Raw genomic sequence first — 17,729 nt, forward strand, 5'->3', positions numbered from 1 at the left:
ACAGCGCATCGTTCAAACCGTAGGGTGCGCCATGCGCACCGTGGTTCGTTCATGCGATGCGTGTTGCCAGTGGTGCGCGCGGCGCACCCCAGGTTTAGCCGCGATACGCCTCGAACAGCCCGGTGGCACCCATGCCGCCGCCCACGCACATGGTGACGATGCCGTAGCGCAGCTCGCGGCGTTGCAGCTCGCGTACCAGATGCCCAACCTGGCGCGAGCCGGTCATGCCGAATGGATGGCCGATGGAGATGGAGCCGCCATTGACGTTGTATTTCTCGTTGTCGATCTCGAGCGTGTCGCGGCAGTACAGGCACTGCGAGGCGAAGGCTTCGTTGAGTTCCCACAGGTCGATATCAGCCACGCTCAGGCCCTTGGCCTTGAGCAGCTTGGGCACCGAGAACACCGGGCCGATGCCCATCTCGTCCGGCTCGCAACCGGCCACGGTGAAACCGCGGAAATAGGCTTTTGGCTTGAGGCCCAGTTCCAGCGCTTTTTCCAGGCTCATCACCAAGGTCATGGAGGCACCGTCGGACAATTGCGAGGCGTTGCCGGCCGTCACACTGCCAGCCGGATCGAATGCCGGCTGCAGCTTGGCCAGGGATTCCAGGGTGGTATCCGGGCGGTTGCAGTCGTCCGCCTCGACCACGCCGTCAACGATCCTCTTCTCGCCAGTGGCCTTGTCTTCGACCAGATACTTGACCGTCATCGGCACGATTTCGTCAGCGAACAGACCTTCGGCCTGAGCCCGCGCGGTGCGCTGCTGGCTCTGCAGGGCGTAGGCGTCCTGGGCTTCGCGGGTGATGCCGTAGCGGTTGGCGACGATCTCGGCGGTCTTGCCCATCGGGTAGTAGATGCCGGGGTTGTCCTGCTGCAGCAGCGGGTTGAACAGGTTGTCCATGTTCATGCTTTTCAGGGTCATGGTGATGGACTCGACGCCGCCGGCGACGATGATGTCGCTGCAGCCGGACGCCACCTGGTTGGCGGCGATGGCGATAGCCTGCAGGCCCGAGGAGCAGAAGCGATTGAGGGTCATGCCTGCCACCGGATTACCCAGGCGCGAGAGCACGGCGACGTTGCGGCCGATGTTCATGCCCTGCGCACCCTCGTTGGAACCAGCGCCAACGATGCAGTCATCGACCTGCTTCGGGTCGATGCCGTTGCGCACCAGCAGCGCATCGACGCAATGGGCGGCCATGTCGTCCGGCCGGGTCATATTGAACTTGCCGCGGAAGGACTTGGCCAGGCCGGTCCGGACGCTGTCGACGATCACCACTTCACGCATGACGCACCTCGTTGTTATTGGATGGCGAATGGCGTGAAGATAAATCCAGCCGATCCCAGGGCGCGACCATCATTGATCTGGCGTATACGAGGCGATGCACAGCGTAGCCCGGATGCAATCCGGGGCCATCGGCAACGATGCAAAAGCATCGCGGCTGAAGCGGCTGGGCGGCACTCCGCTCTAGCCGCGACCAGGCATCAATCCCTGGCGAACGCCGCCTCGATGGCCTCGTTGATGGTGCGCAGCACCTTGACCCGTGCGAAGCGCTTGTCGTTGGCCTCGATCAGGGTCCAGGGCGCGATCTCGGTGCTGGTGCGGTCGACCATATCGCCCACCGCATCGGCGTAGTCATCCCACTTGTCGCGGTTGCGCCAGTCCTCCTCGGTGATCTTGAAGCGTTTGAAAGGGATCTGCTCACGCTCCTTGAAACGCTCCAGTTGGGTCTGCTGGTCGATGGCCAGCCAGAACTTCACCAGGATCACCCCGGCGTTGGTCAGTTGTTCCTCGAAGTCGTTGATCTCGCCATAGGCGCGCAGCCAGTCGGCCTGGCTGCAAAAGCCCTCGACCCGTTCCACCAGCACGCGGCCGTACCAGCTGCGGTCGAAGATGGTGAACTTGCCGCGCGCCGGAATGTGCCGCCAGAAGCGCCATAGATAGGGCTGGGCACGTTCTTCCTCGGTCGGTGCCGCCACCGGCACGATGCGGTACTGACGCGGGTCCAGCGCGCCGGTCACACGGCGGATGGCCCCTCCCTTGCCTGCAGCATCGTTACCCTCGAATGTCGCAATCAGGGCATGCTTGCGCATGCGTTTGTCACGCATAAGGCCGGACAGTCGCGCCTGCTCGGTGGCCAACTGCTCCTTGTAGTCGTCCTTGCTCAGCGCCTGGGTCATGTCCAGGCTGGCCAGCAACCCGCGATTGTCCAGACTGGACACCAGCGGCGCGGCATGGGGTTGCAGCTGGACGCGCTGCGGATTGGCCAACGCCGCCTGCAAGCCTTCGAGCAGAATGCGCCCGACGGTGAGGCTGCGGTAATAGTGATCGACGCCCTCGACCACGTACCAGGGCGCGTAGTCGCGACTGGTGCGGCGCAGGATGCGTTCGCCGTGGTGGACGAACTTGTCATAGGTCTTCGATTGCTGCCAATCCAGCGGGCTGATGCGCCAACTGTGCAGCGGGTCGTCCTTGAGCGCTTCGAGTCGCGCCTTCATGTGTTTCTTGGACAGGTGAAACCAGAACTTGAAGATCAGCGCGCCTTCATCGCAGAGCATGCGTTCCAGGCGCTCGGCGCCGTCGATGGCCTGGTCCAGCACGGCATCCTTGAACTTGCCGTGCACCCGCCCCTGCAACATCTGGCTGTACCAGTTGCCGAAGAACACGCCCATGCGCCCCTTGGGCGGCAACTGCCGCCAGTAGCGCCAGGCCGGCGGCCGCGCCAGCTCTTCGTCGGTCTGTATGTCGAAGGTGCTGACCTGGATCAGCCGCGGGTCCATCCACTCGTTGAGCAGTTTCACCGTCTCGCCCTTGCCGGCGCCTTCGATGCCATTGATCAGCACGATGACCGGAAACCGCGCCTGCTGCTTCAACTCATACTGTGCCTCCAACAGCGCTTCGCGCAGCGCCGGTTCTTCGGCCTCGAACACGGCTTTATCGATGCTGCGGCCGATTTCGGCGGATTCGAACATGCGACAACCTCCCTGGAAGCGATCCTCACAGAGTAACGGATGAAGCCCGCTTTTGCCTGCAGCCGCGGCGCCTTGTCCCAGCGCCGAGGTACCCGAGCACGGTAGAATCGCAACACGATCCAGCGGACCTCTCCCATGCCAGACACCCATCACGCCCAGCTCGACTGGGACGAGCGCGGCCAGCCTCTGTCGCGCAGCTACGGCGACGTCTATTTCTCCCAGGAAAACGGCCTGGAAGAGACGCGCTATGTCTTCCTCGCCAACAACGATCTGGCGGCGCGCTTCGCCGCTCTCACCGATGGCGAATGCCTGAATATTGGAGAGACCGGTTTCGGTACCGGGCTGAATTTTCTCTGCACCTGGCAGTTGTTCGAGCAACAGGCGCCCGCCGGTGCCCGCCTGCACTTCGTCAGCGTGGAGAAGTACCCGTTGCGTCACGACGACCTGCAGCGCGCCCTCGCCCTGTGGCCGGAGCTGACTCCGTTCAGCGCAGAACTGCTGACCCAATACCGCGCCATTCACCCCGGATTCCAACGCCTGCTGTTGGCGGGTGGTCGAGTGGTGCTGACCCTGTTGATCGGCGACGCGAGGGAACAATTACCGCTGTTGGATGCGCGCATCGACGCCTGGTTTCTCGACGGTTTCAACCCGGCGAAAAACCCTGAGATGTGGACGCCCGAGCTGTTCGCCGAACTGGCCCGGCTGTCTGCAGCGAACGCGACCCTGGGCACCTTCAGCAGCGCCGGCGTGGTGCGCCGGGCGCTGAACGAGGCCGGTTTCCAGATGCGCCGCGTGCCCGGCCTGGGCAAGAAATGGGAAGTGCTCAAAGGGCACTTCATGGTCCCAATCAGGGCAATGACGTGCCGTTCTATTCGCGTCAGGTCGCCACGCTCGGCCCACACAGGAAAAACACGCGGTGGTGATCGGCGCAGGCCTGGCCGGCTGCGCCACGGCCGCCAGCCTGGCCGCGCGCGGCTGGCGAGTGAGCCTGCTGGAGCGCCACGCGGCGGTTGCCTGCGAGGCCTCGGGCAATCCGCAGGGCGTGCTCTACCTCAAGCTTTCGGCCCATGGCACCGCGTTGTCACAATTGATCGTCGCCGGCTTCGGTCATACCCGCCGGCTGCTCGAACGCCTGCAGTGCGGTGCGGACTGGGACGCTTGCGGCGTGCTGCAACTGGCCTTCGATGACAAGGAAGCCACGCGCCAGACCAAACTGGCCGCAGCCTTTCCGGCTGACCTGCTGCACGCCGTGGGGCACGAGCAGGCCGAAGCGCTGGCCGGCATCGTTCTGCCAGCCGGCGGTCTGTTCTACCCCGACGCCGGCTGGGTGCATCCACCGGCACTGTGCCGGCAACTGGTGCAACACCCCTTGATCGAGCTGCGCCCCTATCACGAGGCGCTGAGCCTGAGTCGGCAAAATGATCGTTGGTGCGTCGACGGGCAGAGCGGCACGCTGGTCGAAGCCCCGGTGCTGGTACTGGCCTGCGCCGCCGAAATCGGCCGCCTGCTGCCGGATGCGAACCTGCCGCTCAAGCGTATCCGTGGGCAGATCAGCCGCCTGCCGGCCAACTCACTCAGCAGTCAACTGCGCACTGTAGTCTGCGCCGAAGGCTATGTCGCTCCGCCGCGCGAAGGCGAACACACCCTGGGCGCCAGTTTCGACTTCCACAGCGACGACCTCACACCCAGCGTGGCCGAGCATGCCGGCAACCTGGAGCTGCTGCGGGACATTTCCACGGATCTCGCCGAACGCCTGGATGCACAGACGCTCGACCCGGCGACGCTAGAAGGCCGCGCCGCGTTCCGCTGCACCAGCCCGGACTACCTGCCGATCGTCGGGCCGCTGGCCGATGCCGAAACCTTCGCCGAGGCCTATGCGGTACTGGCCAAGGACGCCCGCCAGGTACCGGATACGCCCTGCCCCTGGCTGCACGGCCTTTACATCAACAGCGGCCACGGCTCGCGCGGGCTGATCACTGCCCCGCTGTCGGGCGAACTGATTGCCGCCTGGCTGGAGAACGAGCCCCTGCCGCTGCCACGTGAGGTGGCCGAGGCCTGCCACCCCAATCGTTTCATGCTGCGCACCTTGATTCGCGGCGCCGGCTCGCCCACCTGAGGTTTGGCGAGCCGGTCCCTGCTCAGAAGCTCAGGCTGGTCTGCACGTACAACGTGCGCGGTTGGCCTAGATACTTGCCGCGGTTGGTATCGGTGGAGCGGGTGTAGTACTGGCGATCCAGGAGGTTCTTGACCCCAGCGGCCAGCGTCAGGCCATTGCCGAAATCGTACTCACTGCGGGCGTTCCAGCTGGCATAGCCGGGGATCTCTCCCAGCGCGCCGTCGGTACTTTCCTCACGGGTATTGGCGGAGTCGGCGAACTGGCGGGTCTGCGCGTAGCCGTCCAGGTTCCACACCCAAGGGCCGCTGGCGTAACGCAGGCCGAGCGTGGCGACCTGACGCGAATAGAACGGCACGTCATTGCCCTGATTGGGACCATCCTCCTCGCGCGTGGCCTTGGTCAGCACCAGCGAGGCATAAACGGAAAGTCCCACCAGACGGGGGTCGAGAGCGGCAAAATCGATGCCACCGGCCAGCTCGGCGCCGCGGTGATGGGTCTCGCCAGCATTGCGCCACACGGCATTGGTCAATTCCAACTGATCGTCGAAATCGATGCGGAACAGGGTCAGCTCAGCGTTCCACAGACCATCGTCATATCGCGTGCCCAGCTCGTAGGTATAAGCCTTCTCGCCTTGCAGATCGTTTTCCTGGGACAGTTGAAAATACTGAATGCTGCCGAATGACGTATTGGCGTTGGCATACAGCTTCCAGGCATCGGACAGGTGATACATCAGGTTCAGCGACGGCAGCGGTTCGCTGTAGCGCTGCTTCTGATCCATGCCGCTGAGACGATTGCGCGAGGTCACCCGCACCTGTTCGTAACGCAGGCCGGGGGTCAGGGTCCAGCGGCCGATATCGATACGGTCGTCGATGTACAGAGCGTGCGCCTCGGTGCTGGCACTGCTCGAAGCGGCCAGACGACGCGGCACGCTGTACGGGTTGCCGCCGCTGCCGAAGCCGATGCGATCGTAGCGTTTCTCGGCCGAGTCTTCCTCGGTGTAGCGATAGCCGACACCCAGCTCGTGACTGCTGTCGCCAACGAACAGCACCTGAGAATAACGCGGCTCGATGCCGAACACCTCGTAGTGACGGGGGAACTCACGCAGCCAGGTGAGGCTGTCGGCACCATTGTTGGCCAGCACTGCGCCCCGGTAACTGGTGTTGTAGAAGCTGGTGACCTCGAAGCTGCTCAAGGCATCTGGGCTGCGCTTGTACTTGATCACCGCCTGCTTGCGGTCCCCCTCGAAATTGTCGTACGGGCGATTGCTGGCATAGGGATCACGGTCGAACTCGGCAGCGCTAAGGCCGCCCGGCATGTCGGCGTCGGCGCGGTAGTACTGCAGGCTGCCGGACAACTCGTCGATCTCGCTCAGGGCGTAACGGTACTTGAGCATCACATCGTCGATGCGCGTGCCACTTTGCTCGCGGTAAGTATCGCCGCGCACGCCCGAATACAGCAGGGCCATGCCCAGACCGTTATCCGCGGTGCCACCAAGGAAGGCACTGCTGCGGTTGAGGAAACCACCCTGCGCCGGCGCCGATTCGCTCTGGAAGCTGACCTCGCGCGCCAACTCCTCGGGAATCCCGCGGGTGACGAAGTTGATGATGCCGCCGACGTTCTGCGGGCCATAACGCACCGCGCCACCGCCACGCACGACGTCGATGGACTCGATGTTGCCCAGGCTGGTGGGCGCCAGCGACAGCTGCGGCTGACCATAGGGCGCCACCGCCAGGGGCACGCCATCCTGCAGGATGGTGGCACGCGGCGACAGTCGCGAGGTCAGGCCGCGCGTACCGACGTTGAGGGAAATATCGCTGCCGCCGGTGCCATTGCTGTCCTGCACCTGCAGACCGGGTACACGACGCAAGACCTCGCGTACGCTGCTCGCACCGCTTTCCTGGATCTGCTGGCGGCGCAGCACACTGCGCGCACCGGCGTGGTTGAGTACGTCCTGCTCGCTCGCCTCACCGAGCCAGTCGCCCACCACTTCGGTGCCTTCCAGCTCCACACGCTCGGCCATGGCGGGCAGATGGGTAAAGGCCAGGGCTACGCCCAGCGCCAGGTAACTGCGTCTGACGACACACATGAGAATCGCTCCCCCAGTGAACGGCCGTAGCCCAAAAAGGAGCGAACTCTAGAACTTTGTAAATACAATGTAAATAATAACGATTACTAAACAACTACTTAACGCCTCATCAGTTCAGCCGCGGGTGCTACCGCTCGCGGCTTACGAAACACCAGCACATTGCCCAGCATCACCAGCCCCAGGCCGAACAGCGCCGGAGCCGTCCACTGGTAGCCCTCGGCGAACACCGAGATGTTCAGTGCCACCACCGGGAACAATACGGTGCAGTACGCCGCGCGCTCCGGCCCCATGCGCCCGACCAGAGTCAGGTAGGCCGTGAAGCCGATCACTGAGCCGGGAATCGCCAGGTACAACAACGAGCCGACGTAGCGCGCGTTCCACTCGAAGGCGAACGGCGTGCCGCTGACCAGACAGATTCCCACCAGCATCAGCGCGCCGTAAAGCATGCCCCAGGCGTTGGTGGTCAGCGGCTTGAAGCCCGCCTTCTGCTGCAGACTGGAAAGCATGTTGCCGGCAGAGAAGAACAGCGTGCCGCACAGCGCCAGGCCAATACCCAGAAGGCTTTCACGGCTGGCTTCGTGCCCAGCCAGTTCCGGCCAGAACAGTAAGCCCAGACCGGCCAGCCCCAGCGCACCGCCGAGCAGCACATTGGGCGCAATGCGCTGCTTGAAGAACAACCGCGCATTGATCGCGTTCCACAGGGTTGCCGTGGAGAAGATCACCGCGATCAGGCCGCTGGGTATCCACTGGCTGGCGGTGTAGAAGCACAGGAAGTTGAGGCAGAACAGGCACACACCCTGCACCATGCAGATGCCCTGGCCACGGCGATCCAGCGGCTGCAGGCGGCCGCTGAACCAGAGCATGGCGAACAGCACCGCCGAAGCCAGGGCAAAGCGATAAGCGATGGAGGCAGCGACAGCCACCTCGCCCATCTGCAATTTGATGGCGATCCAGGTCGTGCCCCAGATCAGTACGGTAAGCAGGTATAGCGACAGGTTCATCGAAGGTTCTCCAAGACTGATTACAGTCTGGAACCGGCGAGCCTGCGGCGCTTGCACAAAGTTGCGCATTTATCACCGCGCCATCGTTGCCTGCCATCGCGTCACAGGGCTTATCATTCCGGCTTTGCCAGCCAGGTCATCCTCAGCACATGCTTTCTGCCGTCGCGCGCTACAAACAATTGCTGTCCAGCGCCCTCGCCCGCTACTTCCCTCACACCACCGCCTACCTGCGTGCCGAGCGCGAAGCCGCGCAGCCACGTAAACCTGCACGCAAGCAAAGCAAGAAGAAGTCCACCAGCAACAAAAAAGCCAGCGGTCGCAAAGCTGACAGCGGTAAACCCGGCCCTGCCGGCATCTACCCCGGCACCCGATTGAAGGTCGAAGACGCTCAGGTACAGGCGATGCGCGAACGCGTGGCGCAGGCGGTGAACGCCAGGCTGATCGGCGCTCCGTCGGACGAACAGTGGGCGATGATCCTCTGCCGTACGCCGCTGGCACGCATCTTCGCCGGCGCTGGCTCGGGCAAGTCGAGCACCCTGGTACTGCGCGTGGTGTTCCTGCTCTGCCACCTGGAGGTCGACCCCAAGCGCCTGACGGTGATTTCCTTCACCAACGCCTCCTGCAGCGAGTTGCGCGAGCGCCTGCAACGCCTGCTCGACTTCTGGCGCTACCCGCACGATGCACGCCAGTGCGTGCGTACCTTCCATGCGGCCATGGCCACGCTGGCCAAGGAGAACCTGGGCAACCCGCGCTGGTTCGAGCAACTGGACGACCCCAGCGACGAGCCGGACAACCCGCTTACCGGCGCCCGTCTGCGCCCCGCACAGCAGCGCCTGCTCAAGCAGGCCTACCAGAATGCCTACGCCGAGGACGCGCGCTTTCGCGCGCTGACTCACCGCCTGCTCAAGTTGCCGGCACCCGCAGAGCCGCCAAAGGGTAAAGCCAAGGCGCCGCTGGATCCCTGCAAGCTGCCCGGCGAATTCAGCGCCCTGCCACTGTTCGAGCTACTGCACGGGCAGATCGATTTCGCCGAGAGCCTGGGGATTCATCTCGACCGTCTGGACGTGAAAACCCTGGACTGCGCTGCACGCGAGCGCGATTTCATCGAAGCCATGCAGCGCCTGCACCAGCACTTCAACACCCTGCTGAAGCATCAGGGGCTGATCAGTTTCAACGGTGCATTCGCGCAACTGAGCGAGCGCCTGCAAAGCGCTGAAGACGGCAAACCCGGCCCGGCCCTGCTCGCCCTGAGCCACCTGCTGATCGACGAATTCCAGGACATCTCGCCACAGATCGTGCTGTGGCTGCAGGCCGTGCATCGCCGCCTGCACGCTACGGGTGAACGTATCAGCCTGATGGCCATCGGCGACGACTGGCAATCGATCTACGGCTGGCGCGGCAGTTCGCCGGAGCTGTTCATCGACTTCGACCGGCACTTCCCCAGCCGGGGTCGCAGCAAGAGCAGCACCCTGCTGCTGGGCACCAACTACCGCAGCATTGAGCCGGTGATCCGCGACGGCGAAAAAGTACTCGCTGAAGTGCAGAACAAGCAGGCCAAAACCTGCGTTGCGGCCAAGGCGATGCAACCGGGCGACCATGGCGTCAGGCTGATCCAGCGCTTCGACCTGGCCTGCGGCCTGCCGGCGCTGCTCAAGGAAATCACCGCGCAGTGCCAGCACGTCAGCCAGCGTCCCAACGCGGATAGCACTGCCGTGCTGCTGCTCAGCCGCCGCAACGAGCCACTGCAGCAGGTGCGCGCGCAGTTGGACAAGACGCTGCCGGTCAGAGCCATGACCATTCACCGCGCCAAGGGCCTGCAGGCCGAAGTGGCGATCATCCTCGACGACTGCCTGCCGCTGGAGAAGCACCCGCTGCGCAACGCGCTCTACGCCCAGTGCGGCTTCTTCGCCGGCAGCTACGACCAGGCCATGCAGGACGAAGCCCGGCGCCTGGCCTATGTGGCCATCACCCGTGGCGTAAGCCGGGTGCTGTGGTATACGCGCAAGGCCCAGGGCGCCACGCAATGCTTGGCAGTGAGCCGGCCAATCGCGCAAGCTTCAGGCTGATCGGCATTTCGGGCGTTTCCATGGACAAACTGCTGGCTCTGCGCACCTTCGTCGCCACCGTTCGCTGCGGTGGTTTTTCCGCCGCGGCGCGGCAACTGGGCCTGGCCACCTCGTCGGTGACCCGTGCGGTCAACGCTCTTGAACAGGAACTTGGCTGCGTGCTGCTCAACCGCAACACGCGGCAGATCAGCGTCAGCGAGGCAGGACGCGACTACTTCGAGCGCGCGCTGGCCATCCTCGATGCCCTGGACGAAGCCGATGCCGCCGTGACCGACAACGGCGAAGAGGTGCGTGGTCGCCTGGCGGTAAGCGTGCCAGTGGAGTTCGCCAGGTGCATCATCGCCCCGCACCTCGGCGAACTGCTGGAGCGGCACCCACAGCTGGAGTTGACCCTGCGCGTGACCGACGAGGTGGTCGACCTGCTCAGCGAACGGGTAGATCTGGCGCTGCGCCTGGGCTCTTCCATCGTCAGCGACGACGTGGTCAGCCAGCGCGTCGGCAGTTTCACGCGCTGGCTGGTGGCGAGTCCGCAGTATCTGGCACGCACTTCGCCCATCGAACATCCGGACGCACTCCAGGCGCACGCCTGCCTGCAGTATGACTACGGCAGCCCGGCGCACTACTGGCGCTTCGAGCAGGACGGAACGACCTTGCAGGTGCCGGTCACGGGGAGCCTGCGCAGCAACAACGCCGATATCCTGCGTCAGGCAACCGTGGCCGGTCAGGGCGTGGCACTGCTGTCGGATTGGCTGGTACGCGATGATGTGGACAGTGGCAAGCTGCAGCGTCTGCTGCCCGACTACGAAGTTGCCCCTGGCCCGCACGAAGGCACCATTCACCTGCTGTACCTGCCCAATCACAGGGGGTCGAAGCGCATCGCCGCGTTCAGTGAGTTCCTTCAGGCGCTGCTGCAGCGCTGAATGCCTTTGCACAGTGCGCAACGCACTATTGCCGATTCGACGGATTCTCCGCCTGGCGTCGCCTGCCTAACCTTGCGCCTGTCGTTCCCTCTCACCGAGATCCCATCATGACTAGCCAGACCTCCTCACTCACGAGCGAGTCGCCAGCCCTGCCGCAGGCACTGGTGCTGCTGTTCGCCCTGTGCTGCGGCGCCATCGTCGCCAACCTCTACTACGCCCAGCCGATCATCGAGCTGATCGCCCCGGATGTCGGCCTCAGCGCCGAGCGCGCCAGCCTGATCGTTTCGCTGACGCAGATCGGCTATGCCCTCGGCCTGCTGTTCCTGGTGCCGCTGGCCGACCTACTGGAAAGCCGCCGGCTGATGCTGATCACCACCGCAGCCTCCCTTCTCTGCCTGCTGGCGGCGGCCTTCGCGAATCAGCCGGATGTGTTTCTTGGCCTGGCACTGCTGATCGGTCTCAGCTCGGTTTCGGTACAGATGCTGATCCCCCTGGCCGCCAACCTGGCGCCGGAGGCCAGCCGAGGCCGCGTGGTGGGCAACATCATGAGCGGCCTGCTACTGGGCATCCTGCTCGCGCGGCCGCTGGCCAGCCTGGTAGCAGGCGAGTTCGGCTGGCGTGCGGTATACCTGATGGCGGCCGCCCTGATGCAGCTGATCACCCTGGTGATCGCCACCACCATCCCGCGCCACGCCCCCAGCCACCGCGCCAGCTACGGGCAACTGCTGGCCTCGCTGGTTCATCTGCTGCGCCACTACCCGACACTGCGCCGCCGCGCGCTCTATCAGGGCCTGATGTTCGCCAGTTTCAGTCTGTTCTGGACATCGGCGCCGCTGGAACTGTCGCGCCACCTCGGATTGAGCCAGCAGGACATCGCCCTGTTCGCCCTCGCCGGCGCCATCGGCGCAGTCGCAGCGCCTATCGCCGGGCGTCTGGCCGATGCCGGCCATACCTGGCGCGCCAGCGTGGTGGCGCTGATCCTGGCACCACTGGCCTTCGCTCCCAACCTGTTAAGCGCCGGACTGGACTGGATCGGCCTGGTCGTCACTGCCATCGTGCTGGATTTCGCCGTGCAGATGAGCATGGTGCTGGGCCAGCGCAGCATCTACGCACTGGAGCCGCAGAGCCGCGCCCGGCTCAATGCGCTGTACATGACCAGCATCTTCGTGGGCGGCGCCATCGGCTCGGCACTGGCCAGCCCGATCTACGAGCGCTTCGGCTGGTCAGGCACGGCGCTACTGGCCGCCGGACTACCACTGCTCGCACTGCTGGCATTCATTGGCAAGGAGAAGTGAAGGTGCCGGCGCAGTATAAAAATCGCAGGCAACAAAAAACCCGCCGAAGCGGGTTTCTTCCCAACCATCCGACATCCTGTCGGGTGCCAATCCTGGCTTGGTCATCTTCCGTGATCCTCAGCGATCCTTCGCTGTAGGGGATGTGCGTAGACTAGAGATCGGCTCGCGATGGCAACAGTCGTGGTTGCCGCCAGGCCGTGTAAGCCTTTTGCCATACCACGCTGAGTCAGCGCCCGATCATCCGCGCCAGCACATCCTCGCCACCCTGGCGGCGATGGATGAAAGCCATCGCCGCATGGCCGATGACCATGAACAGCAGAAGCCAGCCGAGGTTGCCGTGCAGCAGGCTGGCGGGGGCGATCATCCACTCGATCTTGCCGTCGCTGAAGCCGGGCATGATGGTCATGCCGAAGGCGACGAACTCGCGGCCCGAGCCGTACTGACGCAGCAGCGCGACAAAGGGAATCACGAACAGCAGGCCATACAACGCCAGATGGCCGAAACGTGCCAGCACGCTGACTGGCGCCGGCCGGCGGCTGCTGTTGTACAGCGCCCATAGCAGGCGAATCACCACCAGCACCATGAGCAACAGCCCGGTCGCCTTGTGCGTACCGCCGACGATGCTTTCGAGGAAGTGCCCCTCGGGCACGATCACAGTGAGGTATTGCCATACCAGCAGCGCGGCCATGGCCCAATGCAACAGCCGCGAGACAGCGCCGTAACGCTGTGCAGAATCTTGGAGGTTCGACATATCAGGTTCCCTGTCAGGTCAAATGGGTGACGCAGCCCTATAAGGCCTGCCTTGTGTGCACGCGGCAAAACGTTATCGGCGACTGCAACAGGAAGCCGCGGACAAGGTTCCGCGCGCTTCGCCTGTTGGAGGGTCAAGGCTCTGTTCCGGGCCTTTCAGACCACACCCAGGGCGTATGGTGCCTGCAGCGAAGCGCATATGGGAAGCTTGGTGGTAAACAAGTGTGTCACTGCCGGGCCAGCGACACACTTTCCGCCTTCATCCGCCGCGCAGGCGGTCGCTGGCTTCGCGCCAGGCGTGGTATTGCGGTTCCTGCCAGATGCGCGCATGCAGGCGCGCCATGCCGTCAGGATCGTTGAGCAGACGCCAGCGGGTTGCCTCGACCTTGCCCTCAGGCCCGGCGTTGAGGATTTCCTCGATACGCTCGTCGCGCAGCGCTTCGGCGGCGGGCACCACCTTGGCGTGACGGGCACGGGCCATGGCGCAGACCAGAGCGTTGTACAACGGGTCGACCACCGCATGCAGGAAGCCCTTGCGCAGTGCTCGCGCACTGTTCAGTTGCTCGTACTCGGCGGTGTTGCTCAGTTCCACCGGCACCTTGTGCTCTTCCGGGATCAGGAACAGCTTGCTGCGCCGCGCAGCCAGGCCCGGTGCAGTCCGGCTGGTCAGTACCGAAACCACGGGCGACAGCACCAGCGACACCACGATAGGTGCCAGCCACCAGAGGAAGTCCGGGTTGAGCCAGGCCACCAATGCGGTCCAGCCGATACCGATCAGCACCTGGGTACCGTGACGCCGGAAGGCTTCACTCCAGGGCGTCGAGTCATCCACACGCTGCGGGGAGTTCCACTGCACCGACCAACCAAGGAAGGCCGCGGTGACGAACAGGCTGTGGAACAGCATGCGCACCGGTGCGAGCAACACCGAGCAGGAGGCTTCCAGGAGCATCGACAACAACACCCGCGAACGACCACCGTAGGCTTCAGCGCCCTTGATCCAGATCAGCAGCACGCTAAGCAGCTTGGGCAGGAACAGCAGAGTCATCGTGGCGGAGAACAGGGCGATGGCCTCTTGCGGCTGCCAACGCGGCCACAGGGGGTAGAGCTGGTTGGGCTGCAGGAAGTACTCCGGCACCATCAGCGTATGCGTCGCCAGCAGGCAGGTCGAGAGCACCAGGAACAGCAACCAAAGCGGCGCCGAAAGATAGGACATGACACCGGTGAGGAACACCACGCGATGCACGGCGTGCATGCCGCGCACCAGGAACAGGCGGAAGTTCATCAGGTTGCCATGGCACCAACGACGGTCACGCTTGAGTTCGTCGAGCAGGTTCGGCGGCAACTCTTCATAGCTGCCCGGCAGGTCATAGGCGATCCATACGCCCCAACCCGCGCGGCGCATCAAGGCAGCTTCGACGAAATCATGCGAGAGGATCGCGCCGGCGAAGGAGCCGGTGCCCGGCAGCGGTGCCAGGGCGCAGTGCTCGATGAAGGGTTTGACCCGAATGATCGCGTTATGCCCCCAGTAGTGCGATTCACCCAGCTGCCAGAAGTTGAGGCCGGCGGTGAACAGCGGCCCGTAGACGCTGGTAGCGAATTGCTGCAAGCGCGCATAGAGCGTGTCCATGCCGGACGCCTTGGGCGCGGTCTGGATGATGCCGGCACCCGGATTGGCCTCCATCAGGCGCACCAGGCGAGTCAGGCATTCGCCGCTCATCACGCTGTCGGCGTCGAGCACCACCATGTAGCGGTAGTTGCTGCCCCAGCGCCGGCAGAAGTCGTCGATGTTGCCGCTCTTGCGCTTCACCCGACGCCGACGACGGCGGTAGAAGATATGGCCAAAGCCTTCCACCTCACGGCAAAGTTCCATCCAGGCCTGTTGCTCAGCCACACAGATGTCCGGGTCGTTGCTGTCGCTGAGGACGAAGAAATCGAAATGTTCGAGCTGCCCGGTGGCCTTGAGCGACTCGAAGGTCGCACGCAGGCCGGCGAACACGCGCGGCACGTGCTCGTTGGCAATCGGCATGACCAGCGCGGTACGTGCCCGCGGCGAAATCGGCTCATCACCGCAGCTGCTGGCGGAAATACTGTAGCGGTCACGCCCCTTGAGCAGCTGGAAGAAGCCCATCAGCGCAGTCCAGAAGCCCATCGACACCCAGCAGAACAGCACGGCGAAGAGCGCGAGAATACTGGTCTGCAGTACATAAGGCAGGATCTGCCGCGCCGACTCCTGCCAGGGCTGCTCGACCACCAGGCCCAAATCGACCAACGACCAGCCCTGATAGGGCAGCACCGACTTCATGTACCAGGTCGCGACCACCGTCTGCACGACCATCAGCACCAGCAGCGCCGTACGACGCACGGCCGCGACGTGGCGCCAGTGCTCTTCGGCGAAGTCTTCGCTCTCACGCGTGCGCGGGCGCGGGGTCGGTTTTTCACCCTTCAAACGACGCCAGCCGCGATCCAGAATATTGATCTGCCAGGGCTCCGGCACCATGCGCGTGCGCTTGATCGGCGGCGTCGAATCGATGGTGGGTCGGCCCTGATGGTCCTGCACGATACGGCAGCCGCGCTCGAGTGCATCCGGCCAGCCTAGAGACAGCCGAGCCGGCACCGACTCGAGCATCTCGCGGGTTTCCTCCAGAGGCTCGGCAGCCGCGAGATCGTCCTCGTGCAGGGCGCGGTGCAAGGTGGCGAGATCCCCGCCCTCCTCTTCCAGGCGATGAGCCAAAGCCTCCTGCTGCTCAGGATCGAGCGGCAGTTCCTCCAGATACTCCTGGATTTGCGTAGGGTCTAGAGTGTTATTCATGGGCAGGCAGCTGGTAGCTCCAGGTTTCCGACAAGGGCTTGCCGTCCTCGACCAGGGCAGCACGCATTTCCACCGGCTGCACCGGGTCCTTGACCTTGATGCGCAGCGTCAGGCGCCAGCCTTTGCTGACCGGGTTGTAACGCAGGCTGTCCTCCAGCAATTCGGCGTTGCCATCGACGCTGACCTGAACGGTCGGCGCTGCATCAGGCGAGCGCTTGGCCAGCTCTTCACCAACGAAATCGACCACCAGCGCAGTACTGCCATCGGCCTGACGAATCAGGTTGGCCTGCTTGATATCACCCTCGGACAGACGGGTCTGGCTGACCATGGCCAGTTTCGGGTCGTGCAGCTTGGCGTCGTCACGGCTGAAGTGTAGGCGATAGGCCACATCCAGCGACTCTCCCTGTGCTGGAAGCTTCTCAGGGCGCCAGAGGGCGACAATGTTGTCGTTGGTTTCGTCCGGCGTGGGGATCTCCACCAGCTCGACATGACCTGTACCCCAATCGCCGACGGTTTCCACCCAACCGCTCGGGCGCAGCTCGTAGCGGTCGTCGAGATCCTGATACTGGTTGAAGTCACGACCACGCTGCATCAGGCCGAAGCCACGCGGGTTGTCGATACGATAGCTGCTGACGTTGAGGCGCTGCGGATTGTTCAACGGGCGCCAGATCCACTCGCCATTGCCCGCATGAATGGCCAGACCGTCGGAGTCATGCAGCTGCGGGCGGTAGTTGGGGCGCGGCCAGGGCTGGTTGGCACCGAACAGATACATGCTGGTCAGCGGCGCGATGCCGAGCTTCTCGACGTTCTCACGCAGGTAGACCTTCGATTGCACATCGAGCACGCTGTCGCGGCCCGGTTTGATTTCCATGCGGTAAGCACCAGTGGCCCGCGGCGAATCGAGCAGCGCATAGATCACCAGGCTACGGCGATCCGGCTGCGGCTTCTCGATCCAGAACTCGCTGAAGCGCGGAAATTCCTCGCCGGACGGCAGCGCGGTGTCGATGGCCAGACCACGGGCGGACAGGCCGAACACCTGGCCCTTGCCGACGATGCGGAAGTAGCTGGCGCCGAGTACGCTCATCACTTCGTCGTGACGCCCCTTGTCGTTCAGCTCATGGATCACCTTGAAACCGGCGAAACCCAGATCCTTCAGGTCATCCGGGCTCAGGTTGAGGTCGGCGAAGTCGAACATCGACGGGTCGTACTTGATCTCTCGGGTGCCGCTGGCGGTCACTTCGTGGATCGTCACCGGCACGTCGAAGTGCATGCCCTGGTGGAAGAAGTACAGCCGGAACGGCGTCTTGCCGTCCGCCCAGTGCGCCTTTTCCTCGAGGAAGCGAACTTTCTGATAGCCGGCGAACGGCAGTTCACGCAGCGAAGCCGGCAGGCGGCTTTGCGGTGCGCTATAGCTTTCGGCCGCGAGGGCCTTGGCCTTGACCGCAACATCGTCCAGATCGAAGGCCCAACTCTGGGCAGCGAACAGCAGAGGGAGCACACAAAGGGCCAGCTTGCCAGCCTTGCCCATACGGGCTCCAGAACAACGACTCATCGACACACAGCCTCCAGGGCAACACGTACTGACAGGCAGCGGCCAGCCCAAGGGCGGCCGCTGCAGGGAGTTGAAAACGGGCGAATAGTGTAAAAACAACGCGAGCACGATGCAGACAGCCAACCGAACGGCGACGTCTCCGCATGCGCGGATTCTTTCTGCGCATT

Annotated in this window: 10 protein-coding genes and 1 pseudogene; 4 read left to right on the plus strand and 7 right to left on the minus strand. The window is 63.9% G+C overall.

Annotated features, from left to right (window positions below):
- Window positions 1-94 precede the first annotated feature (94 nt).
- Window positions 95-1,282, minus strand: coding sequence for a thiolase family protein (locus tag H3221_RS16870; protein ID WP_196476519.1), 1,188 nt, complete (start codon window positions 1,280-1,282; stop codon window positions 95-97).
- A gap of 197 nt (window positions 1,283-1,479) precedes the next feature.
- On the minus strand, window positions 1,480-2,967 hold the full coding sequence (pap, locus tag H3221_RS16875) for a polyphosphate:AMP phosphotransferase (RefSeq protein ID WP_196476520.1): 1,488 nt from the start codon (window positions 2,965-2,967) through the stop codon (window positions 1,480-1,482).
- Between the two features lie 135 nt (window positions 2,968-3,102).
- On the opposite strand from pap, the pseudogene mnmC reads away from it, so the two are divergent.
- A pseudogene (gene mnmC, locus H3221_RS16880) lies at window positions 3,103-5,083 on the plus strand (bifunctional tRNA (5-methylaminomethyl-2-thiouridine)(34)-methyltransferase MnmD/FAD-dependent 5-carboxymethylaminomethyl-2-thiouridine(34) oxidoreductase MnmC).
- Window positions 5,084-5,105: 22 nt separating this feature from the next.
- Here the strand turns inward: mnmC and H3221_RS16885 are convergent.
- Together H3221_RS16885 and H3221_RS16890 are read right to left on the minus strand one after the other, a co-directional pair.
- Window positions 5,106-7,169 (minus strand): TonB-dependent receptor family protein, encoded by a 2,064-nt coding sequence (locus H3221_RS16885; RefSeq protein ID WP_224490658.1) that lies wholly within the window; start codon window positions 7,167-7,169, stop codon window positions 5,106-5,108.
- 98 nt (window positions 7,170-7,267) lie between these two features.
- Entirely contained in the window at window positions 7,268-8,170 is a 903-nt protein-coding gene (locus H3221_RS16890; protein ID WP_196475780.1) for a DMT family transporter, read from the minus strand.
- Between the two features lie 149 nt (window positions 8,171-8,319).
- Between H3221_RS16890 and H3221_RS16895 the strand changes: the two genes are divergently transcribed.
- The 3 genes from H3221_RS16895 (at window position 8,320) to H3221_RS16905 (ending at window position 12,451) form a co-directional block, all read left to right on the plus strand.
- Entirely contained in the window at window positions 8,320-10,236 is a 1,917-nt protein-coding gene (locus H3221_RS16895) for a DEAD/DEAH box helicase (RefSeq protein WP_196475781.1), read from the plus strand.
- 20 nt (window positions 10,237-10,256) lie between these two features.
- Window positions 10,257-11,156, plus strand: a complete 900-nt coding sequence (locus H3221_RS16900; RefSeq protein WP_196475782.1) for a LysR family transcriptional regulator — start codon at window positions 10,257-10,259, stop codon at window positions 11,154-11,156.
- 107 nt (window positions 11,157-11,263) lie between these two features.
- A complete protein-coding gene (locus H3221_RS16905) occupies window positions 11,264-12,451 on the plus strand; it encodes an MFS transporter (protein WP_196475783.1) in 1,188 nt (395 codons plus the stop codon).
- Between the two features lie 226 nt (window positions 12,452-12,677).
- On the opposite strand, the gene H3221_RS16910 is transcribed toward H3221_RS16905, so the two are convergent.
- The 3 genes from H3221_RS16910 to H3221_RS16920 all read right to left on the minus strand — a co-directional run bounded on the left by H3221_RS16910 (window position 12,678) and on the right by H3221_RS16920 (window position 17,538).
- The gene (locus H3221_RS16910; RefSeq protein ID WP_196475784.1) at window positions 12,678-13,202 is read right to left on the minus strand and encodes a cytochrome b; all 525 of its coding nucleotides are present in this window, start codon (window positions 13,200-13,202) and stop codon (window positions 12,678-12,680) included.
- A gap of 258 nt (window positions 13,203-13,460) precedes the next feature.
- A complete protein-coding gene (gene mdoH, locus H3221_RS16915) occupies window positions 13,461-16,010 on the minus strand; it encodes a glucans biosynthesis glucosyltransferase MdoH (protein ID WP_196475785.1) in 2,550 nt (849 codons plus the stop codon).
- The gene (locus tag H3221_RS16920; protein WP_196475883.1) at window positions 16,003-17,538 is read right to left on the minus strand and encodes a glucan biosynthesis protein G; all 1,536 of its coding nucleotides are present in this window, start codon (window positions 17,536-17,538) and stop codon (window positions 16,003-16,005) included. The genes mdoH and H3221_RS16920 overlap by 8 nt, the downstream gene beginning before the upstream one ends.
- Window positions 17,539-17,729 lie beyond the last annotated feature (191 nt).

This window comes from Pseudomonas chaetocerotis, from assembly GCF_015712105.2.
In the GTDB taxonomy this organism is placed as follows: Bacteria; Pseudomonadota; Gammaproteobacteria; order Pseudomonadales; family Pseudomonadaceae; genus Aquipseudomonas; species Aquipseudomonas chaetocerotis.

Bases quoted from the DNA above. Each gene is read 5' to 3' on its own strand.
- H3221_RS16870 (WP_196476519.1), bottom strand. From the start codon at position 1,282: ATGCGTGAAGTGGTGATCGTCGACAGCGTCCGGACCGGCCTGGCCAAG.
- pap (WP_196476520.1), bottom strand. From the start codon at position 2,967: ATGTTCGAATCCGCCGAAATCGGCCGCAGCATCGATAAAGCCGTGTTC.
- H3221_RS16885 (WP_224490658.1), bottom strand. From the start codon at position 7,169: ATGTGTGTCGTCAGACGCAGTTACCTGGCGCTGGGCGTAGCCCTGGCC.
- H3221_RS16890 (WP_196475780.1), bottom strand. From the start codon at position 8,170: ATGAACCTGTCGCTATACCTGCTTACCGTACTGATCTGGGGCACGACC.
- H3221_RS16895 (WP_196475781.1), top strand. From the start codon at position 8,320: ATGCTTTCTGCCGTCGCGCGCTACAAACAATTGCTGTCCAGCGCCCTC.
- H3221_RS16900 (WP_196475782.1), top strand. From the start codon at position 10,257: ATGGACAAACTGCTGGCTCTGCGCACCTTCGTCGCCACCGTTCGCTGC.
- H3221_RS16905 (WP_196475783.1), top strand. From the start codon at position 11,264: ATGACTAGCCAGACCTCCTCACTCACGAGCGAGTCGCCAGCCCTGCCG.
- H3221_RS16910 (WP_196475784.1), bottom strand. From the start codon at position 13,202: ATGTCGAACCTCCAAGATTCTGCACAGCGTTACGGCGCTGTCTCGCGG.
- mdoH (WP_196475785.1), bottom strand. From the start codon at position 16,010: ATGAATAACACTCTAGACCCTACGCAAATCCAGGAGTATCTGGAGGAA.
- H3221_RS16920 (WP_196475883.1), bottom strand. From the start codon at position 17,538: ATGGGCAAGGCTGGCAAGCTGGCCCTTTGTGTGCTCCCTCTGCTGTTC.